The 24,200-nt window shown below is 44.4% G+C and carries 22 protein-coding genes; 11 read left to right on the top strand and 11 right to left on the bottom strand.

Annotated elements, in window-relative coordinates:
- Window positions 1-54: 54 nt before the first annotated feature.
- The 9 genes from fliI to F0261_RS14045 all read right to left on the bottom strand — a co-directional run bounded on the left by fliI (window position 55) and on the right by F0261_RS14045 (window position 10,595).
- Window positions 55-1,389 carry a flagellar protein export ATPase FliI gene (gene fliI / locus F0261_RS14005; protein ID WP_014948634.1) on the bottom strand — a complete coding sequence of 445 codons (1,335 nt, stop codon included), beginning with the start codon at window positions 1,387-1,389 and terminating at the stop codon, window positions 55-57.
- Window positions 1,382-2,164: a flagellar assembly protein FliH gene (gene fliH / locus F0261_RS14010; protein ID WP_014978597.1), complete on the bottom strand. Its 783-nt coding sequence runs from the start codon at window positions 2,162-2,164 to the stop codon at window positions 1,382-1,384. The genes fliI and fliH overlap by 8 nt, the downstream gene beginning before the upstream one ends.
- Before the next feature lie 39 nt (window positions 2,165-2,203).
- Window positions 2,204-3,244, bottom strand: coding sequence for a flagellar motor switch protein FliG (fliG, locus tag F0261_RS14015; protein WP_014975903.1), 1,041 nt, complete (start codon window positions 3,242-3,244; stop codon window positions 2,204-2,206).
- A gap of 12 nt (window positions 3,245-3,256) precedes the next feature.
- Window positions 3,257-4,951, bottom strand: coding sequence for a flagellar basal-body MS-ring/collar protein FliF (gene fliF / locus F0261_RS14020; RefSeq protein WP_171338264.1), 1,695 nt, complete (start codon window positions 4,949-4,951; stop codon window positions 3,257-3,259).
- Between the two features lie 12 nt (window positions 4,952-4,963).
- Entirely contained in the window at window positions 4,964-5,299 is a 336-nt protein-coding gene (gene fliE / locus F0261_RS14025) for a flagellar hook-basal body complex protein FliE (RefSeq protein WP_014948630.1), read from the bottom strand.
- A gap of 241 nt (window positions 5,300-5,540) precedes the next feature.
- Window positions 5,541-6,878, bottom strand: coding sequence for a sigma-54 dependent transcriptional regulator (locus tag F0261_RS14030; RefSeq protein WP_171338265.1), 1,338 nt, complete (start codon window positions 6,876-6,878; stop codon window positions 5,541-5,543).
- 16 nt (window positions 6,879-6,894) lie between these two features.
- Entirely contained in the window at window positions 6,895-8,037 is a 1,143-nt protein-coding gene (locus tag F0261_RS14035) for a PAS domain-containing sensor histidine kinase (RefSeq protein WP_171338266.1), read from the bottom strand.
- A 136-nt stretch (window positions 8,038-8,173) separates the two neighbouring features.
- A complete protein-coding gene (locus tag F0261_RS14040; RefSeq protein ID WP_014978594.1) occupies window positions 8,174-9,637 on the bottom strand; it encodes a sigma-54 dependent transcriptional regulator in 1,464 nt (487 codons plus the stop codon).
- A 163-nt stretch (window positions 9,638-9,800) separates the two neighbouring features.
- Entirely contained in the window at window positions 9,801-10,595 is a 795-nt protein-coding gene (locus F0261_RS14045) for a flagellin (RefSeq protein WP_014978593.1), read from the bottom strand.
- Window positions 10,596-10,769: 174 nt separating this feature from the next.
- On the opposite strand from F0261_RS14045, the gene F0261_RS14050 reads away from it, so the two are divergent.
- The 11 genes from F0261_RS14050 to F0261_RS14100 all read left to right on the top strand — a co-directional run bounded on the left by F0261_RS14050 (window position 10,770) and on the right by F0261_RS14100 (window position 22,586).
- A complete protein-coding gene (locus F0261_RS14050; RefSeq protein WP_014948625.1) occupies window positions 10,770-11,225 on the top strand; it encodes an adenylyltransferase/cytidyltransferase family protein in 456 nt (151 codons plus the stop codon).
- A 46-nt stretch (window positions 11,226-11,271) separates the two neighbouring features.
- A complete protein-coding gene (gene pseF, locus F0261_RS14055; protein WP_171338267.1) occupies window positions 11,272-11,976 on the top strand; it encodes a pseudaminic acid cytidylyltransferase in 705 nt (234 codons plus the stop codon).
- Window positions 11,973-13,055 carry a UDP-2,4-diacetamido-2,4,6-trideoxy-beta-L-altropyranose hydrolase gene (gene pseG / locus F0261_RS14060; RefSeq protein ID WP_367613867.1) on the top strand — a complete coding sequence of 361 codons (1,083 nt, stop codon included), beginning with the start codon at window positions 11,973-11,975 and terminating at the stop codon, window positions 13,053-13,055. The genes pseF and pseG overlap by 4 nt, the downstream gene beginning before the upstream one ends.
- Window positions 13,056-13,057: 2 nt before the next feature.
- Window positions 13,058-14,107, top strand: coding sequence for a pseudaminic acid synthase (pseI, locus tag F0261_RS14065; protein WP_171338268.1), 1,050 nt, complete (start codon window positions 13,058-13,060; stop codon window positions 14,105-14,107).
- A 1-nt stretch (window position 14,108) separates the two neighbouring features.
- Window positions 14,109-15,017 carry a LicD family protein gene (locus F0261_RS14070; RefSeq protein ID WP_171338269.1) on the top strand — a complete coding sequence of 303 codons (909 nt, stop codon included), beginning with the start codon at window positions 14,109-14,111 and terminating at the stop codon, window positions 15,015-15,017.
- A 27-nt stretch (window positions 15,018-15,044) separates the two neighbouring features.
- Window positions 15,045-15,995 carry an ATP-grasp domain-containing protein gene (locus F0261_RS14075; RefSeq protein ID WP_171338270.1) on the top strand — a complete coding sequence of 317 codons (951 nt, stop codon included), beginning with the start codon at window positions 15,045-15,047 and terminating at the stop codon, window positions 15,993-15,995.
- Complete coding sequence (locus F0261_RS14080) at window positions 15,992-16,648, top strand: HAD family hydrolase (RefSeq protein ID WP_014978587.1); 657 nt, start codon at window positions 15,992-15,994, stop codon at window positions 16,646-16,648. The genes F0261_RS14075 and F0261_RS14080 overlap by 4 nt, the downstream gene beginning before the upstream one ends.
- 211 nt (window positions 16,649-16,859) lie before the next feature.
- The gene (gene pseB / locus F0261_RS14085; RefSeq protein ID WP_171338271.1) at window positions 16,860-17,858 is read left to right on the top strand and encodes a UDP-N-acetylglucosamine 4,6-dehydratase (inverting); all 999 of its coding nucleotides are present in this window, start codon (window positions 16,860-16,862) and stop codon (window positions 17,856-17,858) included.
- Complete coding sequence (gene pseC / locus F0261_RS14090) at window positions 17,858-19,024, top strand: UDP-4-amino-4,6-dideoxy-N-acetyl-beta-L-altrosamine transaminase (RefSeq protein WP_171338272.1); 1,167 nt, start codon at window positions 17,858-17,860, stop codon at window positions 19,022-19,024. Before pseB ends, pseC begins: the two co-directional genes overlap by 1 nt.
- A 122-nt stretch (window positions 19,025-19,146) precedes the next feature.
- Window positions 19,147-21,303 (top strand): polysaccharide pyruvyl transferase family protein, encoded by a 2,157-nt coding sequence (locus F0261_RS14095; protein WP_171338273.1) that lies wholly within the window; start codon window positions 19,147-19,149, stop codon window positions 21,301-21,303.
- Window positions 21,303-22,586, top strand: a complete 1,284-nt coding sequence (locus F0261_RS14100; protein ID WP_171338274.1) for a glycosyltransferase — start codon at window positions 21,303-21,305, stop codon at window positions 22,584-22,586. The genes F0261_RS14095 and F0261_RS14100 overlap by 1 nt, the downstream gene beginning before the upstream one ends.
- Here F0261_RS14100 and F0261_RS14105 read toward each other — a convergent pair.
- Both F0261_RS14105 and F0261_RS14110 read right to left on the bottom strand, forming a co-directional pair.
- Window positions 22,583-23,344, bottom strand: coding sequence for a phytanoyl-CoA dioxygenase family protein (locus F0261_RS14105; RefSeq protein WP_171338275.1), 762 nt, complete (start codon window positions 23,342-23,344; stop codon window positions 22,583-22,585). The two genes, F0261_RS14100 and F0261_RS14105, sit on opposite strands and share 4 nt — an antisense overlap.
- Window positions 23,331-24,095, bottom strand: coding sequence for a sulfotransferase domain-containing protein (locus F0261_RS14110; protein WP_171338276.1), 765 nt, complete (start codon window positions 24,093-24,095; stop codon window positions 23,331-23,333). The genes F0261_RS14105 and F0261_RS14110 overlap by 14 nt, the downstream gene beginning before the upstream one ends.
- Window positions 24,096-24,200 lie beyond the last annotated feature (105 nt).

Genomic DNA, 24,200 nt, shown 5'->3' on the forward strand with positions numbered 1-24,200 from the left:
AAGTTGATGACTTCTGGATCATAGGCAAGCTAACTTGCATTGCAGCAGTATACATTAGCCTTGCCCCAAGCCTTTAGCCAGTGCAGCCATGCCTTCTAAGCTCTCGTCATACGGTATGACTTGTTTCATCCCTTGCTGCAATAAAGCATTGATTGCAGGTTCTGCGCGAATAGCCAGATCAATACGCGGGTCTGATCCTTTCGCATAAGCGCCAATAGAAATGAGGTCTTGGTTTTGTTTGTAGTTTGAATAAACTTGTCGAATACGACGCGCCATCAATTGATGTTCTTCGCTCACGACCATAGGCATTACACGACTTATTGACGCCTCAATATCAATAGCAGGGTAATGACCGCTATCGGCAAGGGTTCGCGACAACACCACGTGACCATCTAAAATAGCGCGAGCAGCGTCAGCAATCGGGTCTTGCAAATCGTCACCTTCGGTAAGTACCGTATAAAAGGCCGTGATAGAGCCTTGGCGCTCGCTACCGTTACCTGCACGTTCTACTAGTGCGGGCAGCCGAGCAAACACCGAAGGCGGATAACCTTTTGTGGCTGGTGGCTCACCCACAGCTAATGCAATCTCACGCTGCGCCATGGCATAGCGAGTTAACGAATCAATCAACAACAGCACCTTCATACCTTTGTCGCGGAAGTACTCAGCAATCGTTACCGCAGTCTCACATCCTTTCAATCGCATGAGCGGCGAAGTATCGGCTGGCGCTGCCACTACAACCGCCCGTTGGCGTTCTTCTTCTGTCAGTATTTCGTGGATAAACTCTTTTACTTCTCGGCCACGCTCACCTACAAGCCCAACCACGACCACATCGGCTTCACAGCCTCGGGTCATCATGCCAAGTAGCACACTTTTACCCACGCCACTTCCTGCAAAAAGCCCCATACGCTGACCAACGCCAACCGTATTTAACGCATTGATGGCACGTACGCCAACATCCATAGGGGTGTTGATTGGACGGCGAATGAGCGGGTTCATAGGAGGACGCGTAGTGGGAGCTCGCGCTTCGGCATTGATTTCACCCAGTCCGTCAAGTGGCTGACCGTTGCCATCGACTACACGTCCCAACAGTCCCATACCTACCGGCAAACCGCTTTGCCGGTTTAACGGCATAACGCGACTCCCTGGCACAATACCGCGAACGGCTTCAGTGGGCATCAAATAGGTAATATCATCACCAAAGCCAACCACTTCAGCTTCTATTTCGCCTTCGATGGTTTGCACTAAACATTGACTGCCCACCGGCAGCTGGCAACCTACAGCTTCAAGGGTAAGCCCTATGCCCCGGACTAATTTTCCCGCCGCAACAACGGGTGGCGATGTCACTTGTTTAGTCAATGATTCAAAATGGGCATGCCAAGGGCTAGTCATTAGATAAACCTTGGTTTAAAAGAAACTTATCGATAACGTCGCGGCATCGACGCTCAATCGACACATCTACGGCATTTTGCGCAGTGGTAATGTCACAGCCACCGCGTTCCATTGCTGGTGCTTCAACCAAATTCCAGCCTTTTTTGGTCATTTCCTCTTCACCAAAATGCTCTTTTACTAATTCAATATCTTCAGGATTCATATGAATTTGATAGTCAGCTTGATTAATTGGTAGCGCCTTAATACCTTCGCTTAACGCCTGCATTATAACCTGTTGGTTAGTACTTACCTCTGTTTTAATAACTGCTTTTGCAAGAGTTACGGCAAGTTTTACCAATTGATCTCGGGTTTCATCGTTGGCTTGCGAGAGTGGGTCGTGAAATTTTTCAGCAAGCATGTGCCATACTTCAGCTTGAGTAGCCATTTGCTGGCGGCCTTCTTCTAGCCCTTGCTCAAGCCCTTCGTTATGCCCCTGCTCCTTCCCTTCAGACAAACCCGCTTCAAGGCCTTGCGCTTTCCCTTCTTCAAAACCTTTTTCTTTGCCTTCCTGATAACCTTCATCATAAGCAGCCTGACGTATAGCTTCGATTTCTTCAGCGGTAGGCGGCTTGATCTCTTCCTCAACTTCAGGCGGCTCGTACTTCCAGTCTGAACGTTTGTTTAACGCGTTGGTCGGCTCGTTTTCTCGGGGTGCAGTGGGGTCATCAACGAAAGGTAGGTCCCATTTTTTAGCTTCATTTACTTCGTTTTCGCTGAAACTTTTTTTGGCAGTCATATGTTTACCTAGGCTAAATGAGTGACAGGACTATCGTTCTTATAAGAACTCTTCGCCACCGCCACCACCAAGCATGATTTCACCAGAGTCAGAAAGTCGACGGGCAACAGAAAGGATCTCTTTCTGCGCAGTTTCCACTTCACTAATACGCACAGGACCAAGCGCTTCCAAGTCATCATTAAGCATTTCAGCCGCACGCTTAGACATGTTGCGCATAATTTTGTCTTTGAGCTCTTCGTCAGCACCTTTAATGGCTTTAAGCAGCGCGTCTTGCTGTACTTCGCGCAGTATGGCCTGAATACCCTTGTCGTCTACATCGACTAAATTGTCGAATACAAACATCAGGTCTTGAATTTGCTGGCTCATCTCTTCGTCTTGCTCGCGAATAGCATCCATCAACTGACCTTCTATCGCGGTATCTAGGTAGTTCATGATGTTCGCCGCCGACTTCAAGCCGCCCATTTTGGCTGCTTGCGTACCCGCTTGACCCGCAAACTGTTTCTCCATGATTTCGTTCAGCTCTTGTAGTGCAGCCGGCTGAACTTCTTCTAGATTTGCAATACGCATTAGCAAGTCGAGTCGCACTTTTTCAGGGAACTGCGCCAATATTTCAGCACTTTGTTCAGGCTCTAAATAAGACAATACGATAGTTTGAATCTGCGGGTGCTCATTGCGAATAATGCTGGCTACTTGCTTAGAATCCATCCACTTCAATGAGTCTAGGCCTTTTGCACCGCTTCCCATCAGGATTTGATCAATTAGGTTTGCGGCCTTATCTTCACCTAACGCGGCTGTTAGCGCACGTTTAACAAAGTCTTGGCTTTGGAAGCCAATGGTACTGTAATTCTGAATTTCTTCGATAAAGTGCTTATGAACCGCCGTAATTTTGGTTTGCGTCATATCGTCCACTTTTGCCATTTCAGTACCGAGCTTTTGTACTTGCTTGGGCTCTAAGTGTTTCAATATCTGGGCGGCGTCTTCTTCAGAAAGACTCAGCAGCAAGATGGCCGCTTTTTCTACGCCTTCTAATTTACTGACGTCGTATGACGGCTCGTCAACATTGGCAAGTTCTTCAGCCATAATCTTATCTCACTACTCGTCTTGCATTAACCAGCCCTTCACTACTTGGGCTGATAACTCAGGTTCATTGGCCACAAGGGCACGTACGGCTTTAAGTACATCTTCATCTTTGTGCAGGTCAGGCAGCATGAGTGAACCATCTGGCGCAAAACCGACCTGCCCTTCATCAAAGTCAGACGTTAACATGCTAATGGTGTCATCGCCTAAATCTAAGCCCTCGTCTGCATCAAATTCATCGGCGTCGTTCGACTCATCAGGATTAATAAGACGACGTAGCATAGGACGAATCACGAAGATGATAAGCACTATTATAACCAAGCCACCAACAACTAGCTTTAGAATTGGTAGAAATCCGGGCTGCTCCCAAATAGGCGCGTCTTCAATTTCCCCTGCGTCCATCCGAGTAAAGGGCACGCTTACAACTTCTAACGAATCACCACGGGTAACGTCAAAGCCAATGCCGCCCTGTAAAAGCCTACGTATGTTGAGAATCTCTTCTTGTTTACGCGGTGTTGGCGTCATCGCACCGTCTTCACCCGCAACTTGGGTATAGTCCACCGCCACAGATACACTTAATCTGCGAATAACCCCTGTCTGTTTCTTGGTATGACTGATGGTGGTATCAAGTTCGTAGTTGCGTGTTGATTCTTTCGCTGTGCGCCCAGGCATAGTTGGTTGACTGCCGCCCACAGCATTTTCTGGAATATTAGAATCTAACGGAGGCTGATTAGACAGTGCACCAGGAATACCGCCAACACCGCCACCTACGCTGTTTTCTTCCATGATCATTTCACTGCGAACCGCAGGTAAATCGGGGTTGTAGCTACGCTGTGTTTGCTCCATAGCTGTAAAGTCCATGGTAACGTCAGCTTGTGCTGTGTAGTTACCTATGCCCAATACTGGAATCAGTATCGCGTCAATTTTTTCTAAGTACTCTTGCTCACGCTGGCGCTCAATCTCGTATTCTTTTCTGGCACGAGCACTCATAGAATCTTGAGAGCCTGAGTTAAGCAGACGACCATTGCTGTCTGTTACGGTTACCTTAGACGGCTCCATGTTTTGCACTGCAGACGCCACGATATCGACAACAGCATCAACCTCTTCACCTGCAATAACGGCACCGCGCTTAGCCGTTAGCACAACGGTTGCCGACGCTTTCTTCTCTCTTCGCGCAAATACGTTCTCTTTAGGCATAGCTAACAAGACACGGGCTTTTTGAATACTCGCGATATCTTCGATGGTAGCCGCGATTTGTTGCTCGCGGGCGTGTTTTAGACGTTCCATCTCAACACGCTGGCTCACACCAAACCCCATATCCTGCATAATGATATCGGTACCGGCATCAGAGGCCTTTGTTAGCCCTTGGCGGGTCATGCCTAAACGGATGTTTTGGAATTCGTCACTTCTTACGTAAACAATATTGCCTTCAAGCTTATAGTCGATTTGGTTTGCATCCATATAATCGAGGGTTTCAATAAGCTCTTGGGTTTCCATTTTCGCAAGTGGACGGTAATCAGGTTCTTGCGACCAGATAAGAATAAAAATAGCGATGGCGACGCAGATTACCAAAACAACCACAAGGGCCATTTGGCGCATCATATCTGCGCTACCTAAAGTGTCCATAAAACCAGATTTGTTTTCTGGCTCATTGTCCACTGCTTGATTTTGATCAGGAACCGTAAGGTTTGTACCTGTAGCTTCAGCCATAACCTACTCCACCTACACCGGCATATTCATTATTGTTTTATAGGCTTCAAGTACTTTGTTACGTACTTGAACAGTGGCTTCAAAAGCAATGCCCGCCTTTTCTTTCGTCAGCATAACTTGAGCTAGGCTTAAGTTAGGGTCGCCCATTTCAAAACGCTGCTGCGCGTCTTTAGATTCGAGCTGCATGCCGTTTACACCATCTACCGCATTCTTTAGCATGGTCGAGAAATCACTTGCCGAGCTATTAACTTCACTAAGCGGCTGCTGTTGAGGCTCATTAACTTGAAGACGAGTTTGCCCAATCATGTTCTGCATTTCTTGATACAAACTATTGGCTTTAACGTCCATAACCACTCCTAGTGCTTTTTCGAGACCGCCTGAACATCGGCGTATAACTTATGTATAGAGGGGATTTAGCAAAGGGCTTGCCAACTTTAAAAAGACATATATATCAATAAGATAAATTAAAAATAAGAGGGTTAGCCAAATTTATGGCGTTTGACTTAGTGTGAGCAACAAAAAACCGCCGCCTTCTTTACTACAGAGGCGACGGATAAGGACGAGGAAACCGAAAGTGTAGAAAGCGACCTTATGCGGGCACTTCAATACCGTCTTCGCGCATGCGCGCTAATTTGTAACGAAGGGTTCTTGGACTAATGCCGAGCTTTTCTGCCACATCTTTACGCTTGCCGTTACACGACACCAATGTATCGAGGATAATTTGATGTTCTTGGTAACGAAGCTCAGACCCTAACCTATTTTCTTCAACATGCTCTTGCAGTGTTTCAACAGGTGCCGTCATGTCTTCGTCAATCATTAAATCGCTGGCGTCGATTTCATTGTGTTCACATAAAATAAGCGCCCGCTGAACCACGTTTTCTAGTTCGCGAACGTTCCCAGGCCAGCTGTATTGCGACAGCTTATTGCGTGCTGCTGCGCTTAACCTGATAGTACCCAGCCCTTGAGAACTAGCGTGACGCTGAACCAGGTGTTCGGAAAGAGGGACAATATCACCCGGACGTTCCGAAAGCGGGCGCCACTCGATAGGGAATACATTTAAGCGATAGTACAAATCTTCTCTAAACTCTCCCGCATCCACTGCTTTTCTCAAATCTCGGTTACTTGTAGCAATAACACGGACGTTGAGCTTAACGGTTTTACGTCCGCCAAGACGCTCTACTTCGCGCTCTTGTAACACGCGTAGCAGTTTAGCTTGAAGCGCCAAATCCATCTCGGTTATTTCATCAAGTAACAGCGTACCGTCTTGGGCTTGTTCAAATTTACCCGGGCAAGCTTGGATTGCGCCAGTGAACGCACCTTTTTCGTAACCAAACAAGGTCGCTTCTAGCATGTTCTCTGGTATGGCTGCACAGTTGATGGCGACAAATGGCGCATCGCTTCGCGGCGACTGATCGTGAATATAGCGAGACAGCACTTCTTTACCCGAACCGCTTGGTCCCATAACCATCACAGTGGCGTCGGACTTCGCGACTTTGCGAGAAAGCTCAAGTAACTTCAAGCTTGAAGGGTCAGCAACAATAGGCGTGCGTGACTCTATTTTTTGTGCAGGCGCGTAGCGTCCCACTAAATTAAGCAGTACTTCTGGGGCAAACGGTTTGGATAGATAATCTGTTGCGCCATCGCGCATTGCCTGCACGGCATCATCAATAGTGGCATAGGCTGTCATCAATAGCACCGGCATATTGGGGTACTTGGTTTTGATACTTTTAAGTAGCGTTAAACCGCTCATTTCGCCCATTTGAATATCGCTTACCACTAAATCGACGGAGCGCGAAGACAGCACCATTAACGCTTCTTCAGCACAGTCAGCGGCAACAACCTCATAGTTACCTAACAGAAGAGTGTCTAGGAGTGCTTCGCGTAATCCTGCGTCATCTTCAACAATTAAAATGGTAGTTTTAGACATTATTCTCTCCTATGACCTACGCAACATGCGTCAATGTTTGTAAAGATTGAGCGTTCACCACACATGGCAAAGACACACTAAAGCACGCCCCACCTTCTGGCATATTTGATACGCTAAGCAAACCGTTGTGGGCGTTTACGACGGATTTAACAACCGCAAGGCCAAGGCCCGTGCCATGAGTTTTAGTTGTGAAAAACGGTTCAAAAATTTTGTTTTTGAGTTTATCCGGTACGCCAGGACCTTTATCTATAATGGCCACATGCAAACGTTCATCAGACACTGCAGTTTCTACGTGCACGCACTCCCCTTTTGGAGTAACTTGGCTCGCGTTGTGAACAAGGTTTAATAACGCGCCTTGAAGCGCTGTAAGATTACCGGTAATAGATACGTTTTTATCGAAGCCGCTAAAAGTTAGCGTTTGCTGTGCTTGAGCCGTCATGGTTTGGGCAATGCCTTCAATTGAAGTAAACAACTCTCCCAAGCTAATTTGGCTGACCACTTGTTCTTCCCCTGACTTAGCGAAAAGCAGCATGTCGTTAACCTGACTCTCTAGCTCTTTAAGCCTGTCAGTTAGCTTGTTTGCAAATTGAGTTTGTGCTTCTTGTCCCAAGCCTTTGCGCGTTAAATTAGACGCATAGAGCATGGCCGCAGAGAGAGGCGTACGAATTTGGTGAGCAAGGGATGCCACCATTTTTCCCAAAGAGGACAGGCGCTGCATATGACTCACGCGTGCTTGCAGCTGCCGCGTTTCGGTTAAGTCGGTAATGACAATTAATTGCCCAGGCTCATTTTCTAATGGCGTGATAGAAAGCTTCACTCGGCGACCGTCAACAAGTGAGACTTCGTGGCCATCGTCAGCGCGAGGCTTGAATGAGCGCGTGATAATACTTCGCCACACTTCCTCTTCCAGCGGTTCACCTAACAGTGCTTTCGCTTGCTCATTGGCTTGGCGTACGATCCCTTTGCCATCTATAACGATAACGCCCGCAGGCATTACCTGAAGTAAGTGTTCAAGTCGACTCGCCTGCAACCGTAAAGACGAAATATCGTCACAGCTTGAGGGGTCGTATTCATCACGAGATATCGCATTATCAATACTATCTAACGCATAGCTTGATGCTGAGTACTCAGTTGATTGTGGTGTGCTGTCAAAAGCCATATTGCCCTCGTCAAATTGCAGACGCTGTTAAACTATGGCTTAAATAAAGCAGAAGATGTGCCAATTCATCATTGGCTTATTTTTCAGTTAGATAGGATGAAATTATAGAGAAAAGCGCAACGTCAATTACCTGACATTACGCTTCTTCAGTACGTTGAATATCGTACTTCCGCATTTTCTCGACAAGCGTTGTTCTGCGCATACCAAGTTTGTCGGCAGCTCGAGCCACCACCCAATCTTGATTGTCTAACGCCTGTCGAATGAGGTTTACTTCCAACTCAGAAAGGTACTCTTTGAGATTAACCCCTTCCTCAGGTAAAGATGAAGAAACCATTCCGTTCAAACCCTCATGGCTTTGCTCGTTAAGATCTTCTTCTGGCTCTTGTGCGGCCGCTTCAGCAAAGAGTGCATTGAATGCTTCACGCTCAAGAATTTCTTCTGGATAATCAGGCTCGTAAGCCTGTACATCACCGTATTGATATTTCTCAGGTAAATCGGCGATATCGACGATTTGACCAGGATAAAGAATAGTTAAGCGTTCAACCAAGTTAGACAGCTCACGAACGTTGCCCGCCCATTCGTGCTCCATTAACGAGGCGATCGCTTGCTCGGTAAAGCGCACACCTTCCACCCCATCACCTTGGATACGGCTATTTAGCTCTTGAAGCAATAAGGGGATATCGTCTTTTCGTTGTCTGAGTGCAGGGCTATCAATTGGGAATACGTTGAGTCGGTAATACAAATCCTCACGGAACTTGTCTTCACTGATCATGGTTTCCAAATTGCGGTGCGTCGCGGCGATGATGCGTACGTTACACTGAAGGGGCTTGTTGCCGCCCACGCGCTCGAAGGTACGCTCTTGTAACACGCGCAATAATTTAACCTGCATCTGAAGCGGCATATCGCCGATTTCATCCAAAAACAACGTACCGCCTTCCGCTAACTCAAAACGGCCTTTACGCGCGCTGATTGCGCCAGTAAATGCCCCTTTTTCGTGACCAAATAGCTCGCTTTCTAGCAGCTCGCCAGGAATGGCACCGCAGTTTACCGGAATAAATGGCCCGTCTTTGCGTTCAGATAAGAAGTGAACATTACGTGCAACGACCTCTTTACCTGTTCCAGACTCACCTAGAATCAAGACAGTGGCATCAGTTGGAGCAACCTGTTCAACTAATCGACGAACTATTTGTATTTGTTCGCTTTTACCAATAAGGCTTCTAAACAGTCGCGTCTTTGTTCCCGATGTACGAGACAAGCTCGGTTTGCGCCTTGAGTATTCTTGGCAACGATGGATAGCTTGGGTCAAAACGGGATAGGTTAATGGCGTTGCAATAACGCTAACGAGATTACACCCTGCTGATGCTTGGCTATTATTTTCAACCAATGCTACAAATGGTATGTGAGGAAACTTCTCAACCAGTCCGCTGACTATGGCTGGCGATATGTGCTCTATAAGAACAGCATCAGCCCCACTATCTTGCAAATACCGTTCGCAATCACTAAAGCCTCGCGATTGACACGATTCTCCCATGAAGGTAACGATAGTTTCCAAGTTTTGAATAAGTTCCTGGTTGTCACTAACCAGCAAAATGTTCTTCATCAATTCCCCGAGAACGCTTTGTTATTATTTACAGTTTAGCGCATTTACAAATTGTAACGACAAAAGATCGGAGCGCAACCGCTGTTTTCGGAAATGTATCAATAAAAAAAGCAGGTTACCCTGCTTCTTTCGATTAATTTTAGCAAAATTAACGTATGTTGGTTTAACTCAACAGAGATAAAACCTGACTTTGCTGCTGATTCGCTTGCGCTTGAACGGTTAGCGCCGCCTGACCAAGCACATCGTTTGACGCTTGCTGTGACACAGCTTGAGCAAAATCAAGATCTTGAATGCGGCTACGCGCTTCAGCGGTGTTCACGTTAGCTTGAGTAAGAGAACGCGCCGCACTTTCGAAACGGTTTTGGGTAGCACCTAAATCGCCTCGCGCGTTACCGAGCGTTTCAATTGCAGCATCAGTTGCACCTAGCGCATCTTCAATGCTGGTTCCCGACGTAATATCGATAGACAGCACATCGTTTAATTGAGCAGCAACATCCTGTGTATTGACGCTAATTGATTGACCCGCACTTGAACCTGATTGGAATTCAAGTGAGCCATTTTCAGATAATAACGGCTTGCCAGCAAAATTCGTCTGCTCAATGGTTTGGGAGATATTCTCTTGTAATTGCGTAATTTCAGATTGGATAGCACGGCGATCGCCATTGCTCAAAACACCATTACCAGACTGTAAGGTAAGTTCACGAATGCGGTTTACATCGTCATTGATGCTGCCTAAACCACCCTCTGCAACCTGCGCCACCGAAATTCCGTCGTAAACGTTATTGATAGCCTGACGGTTACCTTCTACTTCAGAGGTTAACCGGTCGATGATTTGCTGAGCTGCTGCGCCGTCAGTTGCATCGTTAACTTTCTTACCACTGGCAAGCTTTTCCATCAAGGATTCTTGCTTCTCTTGCACTTGGCTGAGAAGTGAGGACGTTGAACTATTAACTTGCATGATGCTTTCCTAAAATATGTAACTCGTTAAGTTTAGCAGAAAGCTGAGCAAAATGTAGTCACCCATTTGTATGATAGTCGATACCTTTACGAACAAATCTATACGCTCATGGAATAGTTTGACTTGCCGATAAGTTATGAGTGTACAATTTGTTTATTTTCAGAGATTAATGCTATGACTACTGTGGTGACGTACGGCACCTTCGACCTTTTCCATATAGGGCATGTAAGGCTTTTAAAGCGATTACACAGCTTAGGCGATAGGCTAGTGGTTGGTTTGTCCTCTGATGAATTCAATACGGTGAAAGGTAAAAACGTAGTCATACCATATGAAGACAGAAAAGAAATTTTGCTCTCCTGCCGTTATGTCGACGATGTATTTCAAGAAAACTGTTGGGAACAGAAACGAGAAGACCTTGAGCGAGAAGGCGCTGACATTTTCGCGATGGGTGATGACTGGATTGGAAAGTTCGATGATCTGCAAGATATCGTTAAAGTTGTGTATCTACCGCGCACACAAGATGTCTCTACTACTGAACTTAAAACCGTTATCAGCGAAATTCAAAACGAAAAAATTCGCCAATTGCAAAGCCTAACAGAGCATTTAAATGCGTTGATGCAGCGGCTTTGAGCTCGCTGTTAGACTCGAGCTAGCCTTTTTTGAACGGAAAAAGTAAATGAACGTAGCCATAATCCCAGCAAGGGGCGGAAGCAAACGCATTCCTAGAAAAAATATAAAACCGTTTTGCGGTAAACCTATGGTCGCCCATGCAATAGAAAATGCGTTGGCAAGCCCCTATGTAGACAAAGTAGTGGTTTCAACAGACGATGAATCTATTGCGAACGTAGCAAGAGATTATGGTGCTGAGGTGCCATTCATGAGACCTGCAGAATTGGCAGATGATTACACAGGCACTAGTCCTGTGGTTCGCCATGCACTGAGCACTCTGTTAGAAAAAGGCTGGGATATAAATTATTGCGCCTGTGTATATGCAACATCGCCTCTTCTGACCACATCTTTAATTAATTCTTGCTATGAAATGCTAATGAACGCTGACGATACAGACTACGTATTTACAGCGGCAAGATTCTCATTTCCAATTCAACGGGCGATATTACAAACCGAAAATGGCGGCGTAAAACCTTTTGACGAGTTTGGCATTACTCAGCGCTCACAGGATTTACCACCTGCCTTCCATGATGCAGGACAGTTGTATTGGGGCCATCACAAAACCTGGCTTGATACTACCAAACGCATTTTCGGTGCCAACTCGAAAATGGTAGTAATGCCAGACCACTTGGTGCAGGATATTGATACACCTGAAGATTGGGTTAGAGCTGAACTGCTTTACAAGCTTGTGCAGAGCGAAAGCGTAAAGTGAGGATTGTTTTTAGGGTCGATGGTACGGCGCAAATAGGACTCGGCCACGTTATGCGTTGCTTAACCTTGGTCACACAAGTACTTCCCTCACACAACGTAACATTCCTTTGTTGTGCGTTGCCTTCAACTCTACAACAACAGATACAGCGTGCTGGAATTAAAACATTGTCCACGCCATCACTTCATAAAGGCGAACGGAAAGGTAATGCTTCGGCAGTCTTAAGTGAAGCAGCGCAAGTCTCTCATGCTGCTCACTGTATAGCGCTTCTTGATGATATAAACGATGAGCCTATCGACATGCTTATAGTCGACCACTATCAGCTATCAGCTTCGTTTAGTAAAGTAATGCGCAGTCGCTGCAAACATATTGTTGTCATTGACGATTTAGCAAACCGCCAACACGACTGTGACGTGATTTTGGACCAAAATCTCTTTGAGGACTTTGAATTCCGATACGATCAGCTTGTCCCTCCTCATTGCCAAAAACTCTTAGGACCCGGGTTCGCTATTTTAAGAAATGAGTTTTACCGCGCACCACCAATGCCTAGAAATGACAATCATATTCTAGTCTGCTTTGGCGGCAGCGACCCTGGGAATTTAACAGAGCGCGTCGTTGATGTTTTGATTGAATTAAAGTCTTTAACTTTTTCAGCCGATATTGTTGTCGGAGCGGCTTATTCCGGCGTTAGTGCGCTAAAAGCAAAAGTTGAACGCCTACCTAACGCGAAGCTTCACGTCGCTTGCGGTCACATATCCGAGCTTATGAAAGCCGCCAATACAATGATTGGCGCTGGAGGTTCGATGCACTGGGAGCGCGCGGCATCGGGGGTAGCGGGCATAATTATCACATTGGCTGATAATCAAGTTGAAACGACGCGATGCTTGCACGAACGGCATTGCTGTTTGTGGCTAGGAGCATGTGACGAGGTCACTAACGAAGATATTAGCAAGGCCGTTGAATTTGCGATAAATTCGCCGCAAGAAATGCGTAAACTAGCAAACAACGCGGCATCTTTGGTGAGCGCAAACAAAAATCCATCTTTTGTAATGGATACTATATTGAACATTGTTACGAGGTAGTCATGAAACCAATCTCAATCGGTGATATTCAAATTGGTCCGGGTCTCGCTCCCTTTATCATCGCAGAAATGTCTGGAAATCATGGACAATCATTAGAAAAAGCCTACCGACTCATTGATGCAGCTGCAGAAGCTGGCGCACATGCCATAAAATTGCAAACCTATACACCAGACACGATCACTTTGGATTGTCATGAAGGCGAATTTTTTATTGAAGACCCAAATAGTCTTTGGAAAGGAAACTCTTTGTATAACCTCTACAAAGAGGCGATGACGCCTTGGGAATGGCATAAGGAGCTATTCGACTATGCCAAAGAGAAAGGCCTATTGGCATTTAGCACGCCCTTCGATTTAACTGCTGTCGACTTCCTAGAAACATTGAATCCTCCTTGTTACAAAGTAGCGTCTTTTGAAAATACTGACCACGCTATCCTAGCGGCTGTAGCAAAGACAGGGAAACCCGTTATTGTCTCTACAGGCATGGCTAGCCAGGCAGAAATAGCCGAGTCTGTTGAAGTACTCCGTTCCAATGGGTGTGATGACATCATATTACTTAAGTGCACCAGTAATTACCCAGCAAACCCGGTAGACGCCAACTTAAAGACAATTCCTCATTTGAGCGAACTTTTCGACTGTCACGTTGGACTTTCCGACCATACACCGGGGGTGGGGGTAGCTGTCGCTGCGGTGGCACTTGGCGCAACAGTCATTGAAAAGCATTTTGTTTTAGACAGAAACGGTGGAGAGGTTGACGCAGAATTTTCTCTTGAACCCCATGAAATTAAGCTGCTTGTTGAGGAAACGGCGCGGGCAGCGGTAGCAATTGGAAAGGTGAGTTATGGCGCCACCGAGCGAGAAAAGGCCTCGTTGGTACACCGACGCTCTTTATACATTGCCGAAGATATGAGAGCCGGCGATACATTAAATGCGGAGAATTTACGCTCTGTTCGTCCAGGACTTGGACTGCCTCCCAAATACCTTCCCCTTTTGCTTGGAAAGCAAATCAAGCGCGACGCACCAAAAGGTACCCCTATGAGTTGGGAGCTACTGTGAGATGAGAGCCATTCTGTTCGGTGCAAGTAAGGCCGGAGAAAACTACGTTTCTAACCACCCAGATATAGAAGTCGTGGCATTCACGGATAATGATAGTACGAAACACGGAACTCGTTTTATGGGTTATCCCATCATTGCACCCGCAGATATCAATACTCACGATGTCGACAGCATAATTATCACCAGTCAGTGGGTTGATCAAATCTATTCCCAGCTCACCGAAGAAATGGGTATTAATGATTCGAATATCATTGTACCGAGTAAGCAGTCGGTAAAAGCTGCCTTGCCTTTCGAAGACAATGAAACGTTAGCCTTTGCCCAGTCCGTAATGCAAACGCTAAATCGATACTTCGTTTCCCACAACATTTCAGCGTGTCTAGATTCTGGAACTTTATTAGGTGCTGTGAGAAATAAAGGGCTCATACCTTGGGATGACGATATAGACTTAGCTGTCGATAAAGAGAATTACGAAAGGTTGCAGGCATCGCTACCTGAGCTTTATAAATTATTAAACTCAAACTATGACGTAAAATGGGATATCGTCATCATCACGGTCAACAACATAGACTGTTGCATCAATCTAGAGTTTAGTAATTCATCACACACCCAGTTAATCCCTTTTGATATAAGCATACAGCGCAGAGAGTCGATAAATGGCTTATCTGAGCTCTTGTCCTCGGGCGGGCTGTTTTTTGCCCCCGCTAAACATTTCGACAGCTACGCGCCAATCGAGTTTTTAGGTGAAACCTTTCTTGCCCCATTCGATGCAGAAGGCTTTCTCACATTTATGTACGGACATTGGCAAACGCCCAAAAAAACGACACAAATTACGGAATACGAAAATAGAAGAGCATCGATGTCAGCACCTAGAACAGGTATAAGCGTGCAAAAACGCACGCTTTCTCAATGAGCGTTTAGACTAAGGTGTCAAATTAACGTGAACGTATTACTTTCAAGCGCCAGCAATAAAGTTCCACTATTAAAAGCGCTTCAATGTGCCGTCAAGCGTATCGATAAGAAGGGCATAGTTACGGCAGGAGATTTAAGTAGCCAAGTACTTACACGGCACTTTTGCGATGTATTTTGGCAAATGCCACCCACAAATCAAGACAACGCAGATGAGATTATTGCCCAGCTCAAGCATCGAAGAATTACTCATATTCTCCCAAGTAGAGACGGCGAACTGCTTTTTTGGGCAAGGCTAAAAAACGACCTAAAAAGCGCTAACATCCACGTACTTATTTCTGATGAAAATGCAATAGAGCTTTGTTTGGATAAATTAAGATTCGGCCAATGCAGTATTCCTTTTATCATCCCTTCATTTGAAAGCATCGAAGAGGTGAAAACCGTTATTCAAGGCACTCCGCCATTTCACTATGTGGTCAAAGAACGTTTTGGTGCGGGTAGTAAAGCTGTTGGCCTTAATCTAAACGAAGACGACGCAGTGCAGCACGCCAAAGGTCTATCCTCCCCTATTTTTCAACTGTACAAAGCAGGTCAAGAAATTAGCGTAGACGCTTGGCTAACAAAGGACCATTTGGTTAAAGCGGCGGTATGCCGTGTGCGAGACCTAGTTGTTAATGGTGAATCCCAAATTACCTACACTTTACCGAATTGCCCTTTTACAGCTCAGGTGACACAGACACTTTCCAAACTAGCACTGTCTGGCCCCGTTGTATTACAGGGCATCATAAATGATGGAGCGCTTCACATCATTGAATGTAATTCGCGATTTGGAGGCGCTTCAACGTTAGGTATCAAGGCGGGTGTTGATAGTCTTTATTGGAGCTTGTGCGAGAGTATGGGCGAAAATATCGATTCGTTGCCCGTAGATCTCACATCCCATAAAATAACGCAGATTAGAGCTGCTACCGACTATTACCTATGATTTATATCTTCGACCTAGATGATACCCTTTATGATGAGCGCCAATACGTAGAATCGGGCCTTGCAGCCGTTGCCTCATTTGTGGAAAAAACCTGGAATGTTGATAAGCGAAGTGGCTTTCAAAAATTAGTTACTCTGCTTGATCGAAATGGTCGTGGACGAATTTTCAATGATTACTTAGCTAACCATGGCATAGCAGTCAATAAGAAAAATGTACGTGCCTGCGTTTCAGCATATCGCTTACACCAGCCTACTTTGACTTTGCCCGACAATCACTTAACGTTGCTAGAACGTTTGCCAAAGCCGCTTTACCTCGTAACTGACGGAAATAAAGTAGTACAAAGTAAGAAAGTAGAAGCGCTCAACATAGCGCACTACTTCAAGCGCGTGTTTGTCACTCACCGCTTTGGAGTGCAACATGCTAAACCTTCTACTTACTGCTTTGAAAAGATTAAACAAGCAGAACAATGTCAGTGGCACGAAATGGTTTACATTGGTGACAACCCAGCAAAAGACTTCGTCAATTTAAATAAACTTGGAATGCCGACTGTTAGGGTGTTAACTGGGGTTCACAAAAACGCACTTGCCAAACCAGGTTTTGATGCAAAGTTTACTATACAAAACCTGAATGAACTTCCAGCCCTCAGTCTTTGAACTTTATTAGGCGGCATCCCAGCATATTTAATAAAGTAAAATCAATGCTTAACCTACCTGCTGATAAACAACAAGTTCTACCTAAACACGAAGAAGTCTACACCTTTAGGACTAATAATCCTCACCTAAGCTCATAGATTCTAAAGCTTTATGGCAAAAATGCCGACACATGATATATTGTGTTTATAACCATAAAAACAGCGAGCAAGCTATGTTCGATGGAAAATCGATTCTCATAACAGGTGGAACGGGTTCATTTGGCCATAAGTACACTGAGACTCTGTTAGCGAGATACAAACCAAAGCGCTTAATCATCTACTCACGCGACGAACTCAAACAGTTCGAAATGCAGCAAAAATTTCACGCGCCGTGCATGAGATATTTTATTGGCGATGTTCGTGATAGAGAACGTCTTAATCGCGCCATGCAGGGTGTTGACTTTGTAATACACGCAGCGGCTATGAAGCAAGTCCCTGCCGCTGAATACAACCCGACCGAATGTATTCGTACGAATATCGATGGTGCCGAAAATGTAATTAACGCCGCCATTGATAATAACGTAGAAAAAGTGATTGCGTTGTCTACAGATAAAGCCGCCAACCCGGTTAATTTATACGGTGCTACAAAACTAGCTTCAGATAAATTGTTCGTTGCAGCCAATAATATTGTGGGAGCCGGTGCATCTCGATTTTCTGTTGTGCGTTACGGCAATGTGGTTGGCTCTCGTGGTTCTGTTGTACCCTTTTTCAATAAGTTGATAGCGGAAAGCAGCGATCATATTCCTGTTACGCACAAAGACATGACCCGTTTTTGGATTACTCTTCAACAGGGCGTCGACTTTGTGCTTAAAAACTTTGAGCGCATGTTAGGTGGTGAGATTTTCGTACCGAAAATCCCATCAATTCGAATTACTGACCTCGCGACTGCAATGGCACCGGATATTCCAATCAAATATGTAGGGATTCGTCCAGGTGAAAAGCTTCATGAAATGATGTGCCCTGGCGACATGTCTCTGCACACATTTGAATTCGATGATCACTTTGTGATTGCCCCAGCTATTAAGTTTTTCCACCGAAGTAATAACTTTACTAGCAACGCACTTAGCGAACAGGGAAAGCTTGTAGAGTCTGGTTTCGAGTACGTTTCAGACACTAACGAACATTTCCTTAGTATTGAAGAAATAAAGAAGTTCAACGAGGAAGCGCAATAGTGATTCCTTATGGGCGACAACACCTAGATGAAGATGATGTAAAAGCCGTTGTCGAAACCTTAACATCAAATTGGTTAACGCAAGGCCCGGCTATTCCTAAATTTGAAACCGCTCTTGCTGATTATTGTGGCGCTAATTTTGGGATTGCAGTTAATAGCGCTACGTCTGCTCTACACATTGCTTGCCTTGCACTAGGTGTGAGTGAAGGCGATAGAGTATGGACATCTCCGAACTCATTTGTTGCTTCGTCAAACTGCGCGCTCTACTGTGGCGCCAAGGTCGATTTTGTAGATATTGACCTTCACACCGGTAACATGTGCGTTGATGTTTTACGAAACAAACTTGCCCTAGCTGAATCCACCAACGCCTTACCAAAGGTGGTTATTCCCGTTCATTTTGCTGGTCAGCCCTGCGATATGAAAGAAATTCGTGCACTTTCAAAGCAATATGGCTTCTTTGTTATTGAAGATGCATCACATGCAGTAGGCGCAAAATACCAGGAGAAATTTGTAGGCAGCTGCGAATTCTCAGATATTTGTGTGTTTAGTTTCCATCCGGTAAAAATTATTACCACTATGGAGGGGGGAATGGCTCTTACAAATAACAGTAAATGGGCTGAAAAGATGCGTATGTTGCGCAGTCACGGCATAACCACTGACCCAGAGAAGATGACTGAGGACAGTCATGGCCCTTGGTATTATCAACAGATAGCATTGGGCTTTAATTATCGTATGACTGACGTAGAAGCTGCGCTTGGTATAAGTCAGCTAGAAAAATTGCCGGGCTTTTTAGAAAAGCGGAATACATTAGCTGCGCATTATGATGAACGTTTTGCTTCGAAAGAAAACATCTCACCACTTAAGCAATCTAGTAATAGATATAGCAGCTATCATCTCTACGTTGTACGTGCTTCTGGACTAACTCGCAAAGAACATGCTTTTGCCGTCGAGCAGCTTCGCGATAAAGGCGTTTTTGCACATCTTCATTATATCCCGATTCACTGCCAGCCCTATTACAAGAATCTGGGCTTCAAGATAGGTGATTTTCCTAATGCGGAGCGTTATTACGAACAGGCAATAACACTCCCCCTTTTTCCCGAGTTAACTCGTGAGCAGATTGACTTTATTGTAGATACGCTCTCTTTCACCCTAGATAACTTAAATTAACGGTTGCTCTGACATCTTTTTTCCACCCATGTAACGTTCAACATCTAAGTTAAGTTTTTTCGTTCAAAGCCGATAGAATCAAAGATGTTTTAATAAAATTCCAACCTTCGAATTACCGGTATATGTTAAAGAAAAAAGATATTCGTCACATCTACGATAGCTACTCGCAACTAAGAAAAATGAAGCGGGTGAATGAGCTTCGACCAGATAGTAAGCCGAAGGCGCTAAATCTAAATATTATTGATAGCTGCAATTCCAAATGCACAATGTGTAATATTTGGAAGAATGAAGAAAGCGTAGACATTACCCCTGAAGAACTCGGCCTAATTTTATCTGACCCGTTGTACAGTGAACTACAGCATGTAGGTGTAACTGGCGGTGAGCCAACTCTGCGCGAAGACTTACCCGATATTTATAGAACCATTATCGATACATTACCCTCCCTCAAAGGCGTGAGCATGATAACCAATGCTATTGAAGAGAGAGATGTAAAAAATCGAATTACGGCTATTTATGATATTTGCAAAAGCAGAAATATGAGCTTTTCTGTCATGGTTTCTATAGATGGCGTTGGGGGCGCTCACGACAGGGTTCGTGGAATAAAGAACAACTTCGCGTCCGCCATCGCTATTTTCGAATTTTGCCGAACCACGTTAGAGATTCCGACTACATTCGGGTGCACTATTTCTAAACAGAATGTGTGGGAAGTGGATGACTTCCTCTATTATGCTAAAAAACACGACATGTATGGTAGGTTTCGTGTTGCCGAGTTTATCAACCGCCTATACAACGGTGATAGAGATAAGGTAATACGCAATTTCGATGAAGATGAAACCTATAACCTCTTATTATTCTTTGAGAAATTAAAAAGACAATACGAGCCTGGTTCCACGATCAAACGTACATATCGCAGTATTCAAAACATGCTACAAGGCGGCGAACGCTTGATAGGTTGTCCCTATCATAACGATGGTGTTGTTTTAGGTTCTAAAGGACAGGTCAATTACTGCGCGCCTAAAGGTAACGATATTGGCAACGCATTAGAAACCTCTTCGCAAGTTTTGTACAAAAACAACTTTGCGCAAAAAGAGGCTATCGCAGAACGCGACTGTAAAAACTGCATTCATGACTATCACGCAGGCATTACCTATGCAGAAAAACAAACGCAGCTTACCGAATTAACTCATCACAGGCTTCTGAATATTGACAATATTCACCTGATTAAATGGTTAGCGAAAACATTAAAAACTCCACACAAAAGCAAACCCTACCAAGTATTTATATTTGGCTGGTATGGCACCGAGACCGTGGGAGACAAAGCAATATTGGGCGGAATCGTAGATGAATACACGAAATTGCACGGCGACAATATTGAGTTTGTTTTGGGAAGCTTATATCCATTTGTAACCAAAAGAACATGCAAAGAACTCAAAATCAACGCTAAGGTTGTTTCTACAAAATCCCTTGATGTATTGCGATATTCGAAAAGTGCCAACGAAGTTGTTATGGGTGGCGGCCCCCTCATGGATCTACACGAACTTTATATTCCTTTGCTAGGATTTAAGGTAGCCAAAGACAATGGAAAGAAAACCGTAGTTTATGGCTGTGGCCTTGGCCCACTACATGAAGATAAGTATGAAAAAGCAGTTAAACAAATACTGGCGTTATCATCTGATATTAAACTGAGAGATAGAAAAAGCGTAGCCACTGCCAACGCATGGGGATTTGAAAAAGCCTCTCTTTCAGGCGATTTCGCGAAACCTTACATAGAACGCCATTTTCTCAAGCAGTCAATAAAATCCAACACGCCATTTATTGCCTGCTTCTTACGCGAGTGGACTTACGAGTACTCTCGTGAATTGACATTAGAAGAATTTGAGGTTCATAAAAAAGCGTTTGAAGCCGGTATAGCTCGGTTAATCAAGGAAAAAGTAAAGGAGCTGGGCGTAAATACGGTATTACTCGATCATATGCATAATTTTGATGTAGGTTATGACGATAGAGATTTCAGTCGTTACTTTATTGATACTTATTTCGCGGACGAACCTGACATCGATATCTCTTTTAATAAACGTTTATCAACTGTAGCGAGTGTTGTCCACACGATGCAAAGTGCGTCATTTAACATTTGCATGCGTTTCCACTCAGTCTTATTTGCGCATACGTTAGAAACCGATTTTTGTGCCATTGATTACACTAAGGGCGGTAAAATTACCAATTACCTTACTGACAACGACGAACTTAAGCGTATGTATTCGCCCCAAGAGCTTGCTCGCTAATGAAGGTTTTACTTGTTAATACGTATGATAGAGGCGGAGCAGCGAACGCGTGTATCAGATTACATCTAGCATTAATCGATGCCGGGCATACTAGCCACCTTCTAACGCTAAATAAGACTAGGGACGATATCCCTTTCCATTTCGATTACGAATGCTTCACCGGTTTAGAAGGTGGAAACATCCTGAATCGTGTTTCCCATATTACTGTAGATGGCGTACACGAATATAAGACTCAAGATATCAAAGATATTTGCACTGCAGCGTCTAAATATACCGATGTATTCTCTTCAATTTATAGCGATTTCAGAATTGAAAATGCGCCGCAGATTAGTGAGTATGACGTGGTAAATCTTCATTGGACCTCTCGGTTCTTGAACTGGCCTACTTTTTTTGCCTCTAAAAAGATTCGGCGGGTTATCTGGTCGTTACATGACATGGCACCATTTACGGGTGGATATCATTACAGTGACGGGTTTGAAGGATATAAAACCGATGACAGTAATCCACATTTTTTAAGGCAAACCAGTGATCCTGACTTTGCTAAAAAGTTATTGCTCTCGAAACAAAACATTCTACGGAACAGCGATATCCCAGTTGCCGTAATTTCATTGTCGAATTGGTTACACGAATGCGCGACATCTAGCACGCTGTTTAAACACTATCCGATAAAGCGGATTGCCAATAGTGTCAATACAGAAACATACCGCTATACAGACAAGCGAGAAGCCAGAAAACATCTAGGACTACCTGAAGACAAAGACATTGTTCTTTTTGTAAGTGACAGTGTTAATAACAAAAGAAAGGGTTTCCACTTGCTTGAAAAAGCCATCAATAAAGCAAGTAACCGTCGAATCATGTTGTGCAGTGTGGGAAAAAATTTTGATAGTAATCTCCCCGAAGTTCATGATTTTTCCGAGGTGCATGATGAAGATAAGCTCGCGTTAATCTACAGCGCAGCTGATGTATTTGTGTTACCAGCTTTAGAAGATAATTTACCTAATGTTGTTATTGAATCATTATGTTGCGGCACTCCTGTGGTGGGTTTTAATATTGGAGGCATGCCAGATATGATTGAGGATGGAGTAAACGGGAGGCTTGCAAAAGATATCAGTGCAGAAGGATTGCTAGCATCGCTTAACGATGTGCTGAATAACGGCGTGTCAAAAACATCAGGGCAAATATCACAACACGCGCGAAGCGCTTACTCTCAATCTCATCAGGCAGAGATGTTTAACCAATACCTCAATGATTTAAGAAGAAACACATCTTACCGCAAACCTTAGTTTCTAGGTAAAGGCACGGCAGTGTAAAAATCTTCAGACTCAGTATGTATCATGATCATCGAGCCTCGCGGCAATGCATCGTCATCAAGTGCTTTATACACAAACCGCAATGCTCGACGCGGTAAATCAGAGCTATTTTGAGCAGAGCTATGTATCAAATAATTGCTAAACAATACGATGTCTCCAGGCTCAGTCTCAACAAAAACTTTATTAATCTCCTCGTTTTTATCTAACACAATTCGGTCGTGATGCGTTGCACCTTCAACGTGAAACCATTTTCTAAATCCACGCTTATGAGAGCCAGGTATAACCTGTAAACATCCATTTTCTTGCGTGGCGGAATCAAGAGAAACCCACGCTAGTACTTTCTCGGTTTCATTAGGTCGATTAAGAAAATCTTGGTGCCATGGCACCTCATTGTCTTTGTCTGCTGGCTTATAAAGATAGGAGTTAACATACAGGTAAACGCTCCTATTAAAGTAGCTTTTCAAGAATGCCGTGACTTCAGGCACTTCAGCCGCTTTTCTAGCTTCTGGAAAACGCTGATAAACGTCGTAAAGCACGCCACTCTCAGTGCGATGAGTGAGGTACCATCGATTAGTAATATCTCTTGAAGACTGAGCTGAAATAACCTCTACGGCACGAGACAGCGTGTTACCTATCTCTTGGCAGACAGCTGGAGAAATTTGCCGCTTTAAAACAACAAAACCATCACGTTTGAATTGATTAATTAGTTGGGAAATATCAATCTCGCTCATAGCGTGCCTTCAATATTGCTGAACTACGATCCCAGATATATGTGGCTTGTTCTGGTGACATTTTTTCCTTCCATTGTGCTACCGACGCGTTGCGAACGAAGGTGAAATCTTCGTCAAAATTCACTGAGTGATTTGGTCTGGAATTCTCTCTTTCAGCTGCTTTCAACTTGTCAGGTTGAGAAAATAGAAGTGCTTTCTGAACTAACTCCCTTTGTATTTTTATTCCTAGGTCATCAAATACTCTGAGAAAACTCGCTAAAGGATCTTGCATTAGCGTTTCATAATCGAATACCCAAGAGGCTTTGCTATACCAGCTCTCAATATGTTTGTTATAAGCATCAATTCCAAAGGTACTATGTTCTACAAACTCGTCGAACGTACCTTCATACCTGCCTTTTTTTCGCTTACTCGCATAGTAGTAAAACGAAATCATTGTATCTCTGGGATCTCTTAAAACATAAAGTGCTTTGGGTTGAGCGTATAGCGGATTATCTTCAGCTAGTTGGTGAGTTTTCACTAGTCGCGGTAAGGGATCACCTTTCCAACAAAACTCGATAAGGTTATCTTTAAGACACTCCGGCATTATTTGCCCAAGATTGTAAAAATCAACAGGTTCCGAATTATTGTTGAGTAAATAAACAACATTGGCAAAAACAAAGCGTGTAAATGTAGAACCTGTTTTAGGAAACGAGACAATCAGAACATCTTCACTAGATAAGCCCGCCAACCGGTTCTCAGGGGGAATGGTCATCTGTACTAGCTCAGACTTGATCTGACAGTTACCCGTTTTTTCAGGTGTCGCTGTCAGTTTAGATTTGAGCTAGATTCTTCTCAGCCCAAGTCCGTTTCCCATCGA

Origin of the sequence: Alteromonas sp. 07-89-2 (assembly GCF_013113925.1) — a bacterium.
Taxonomy (GTDB): Bacteria; Pseudomonadota; Gammaproteobacteria; order Enterobacterales; family Alteromonadaceae; genus Alteromonas; species Alteromonas macleodii.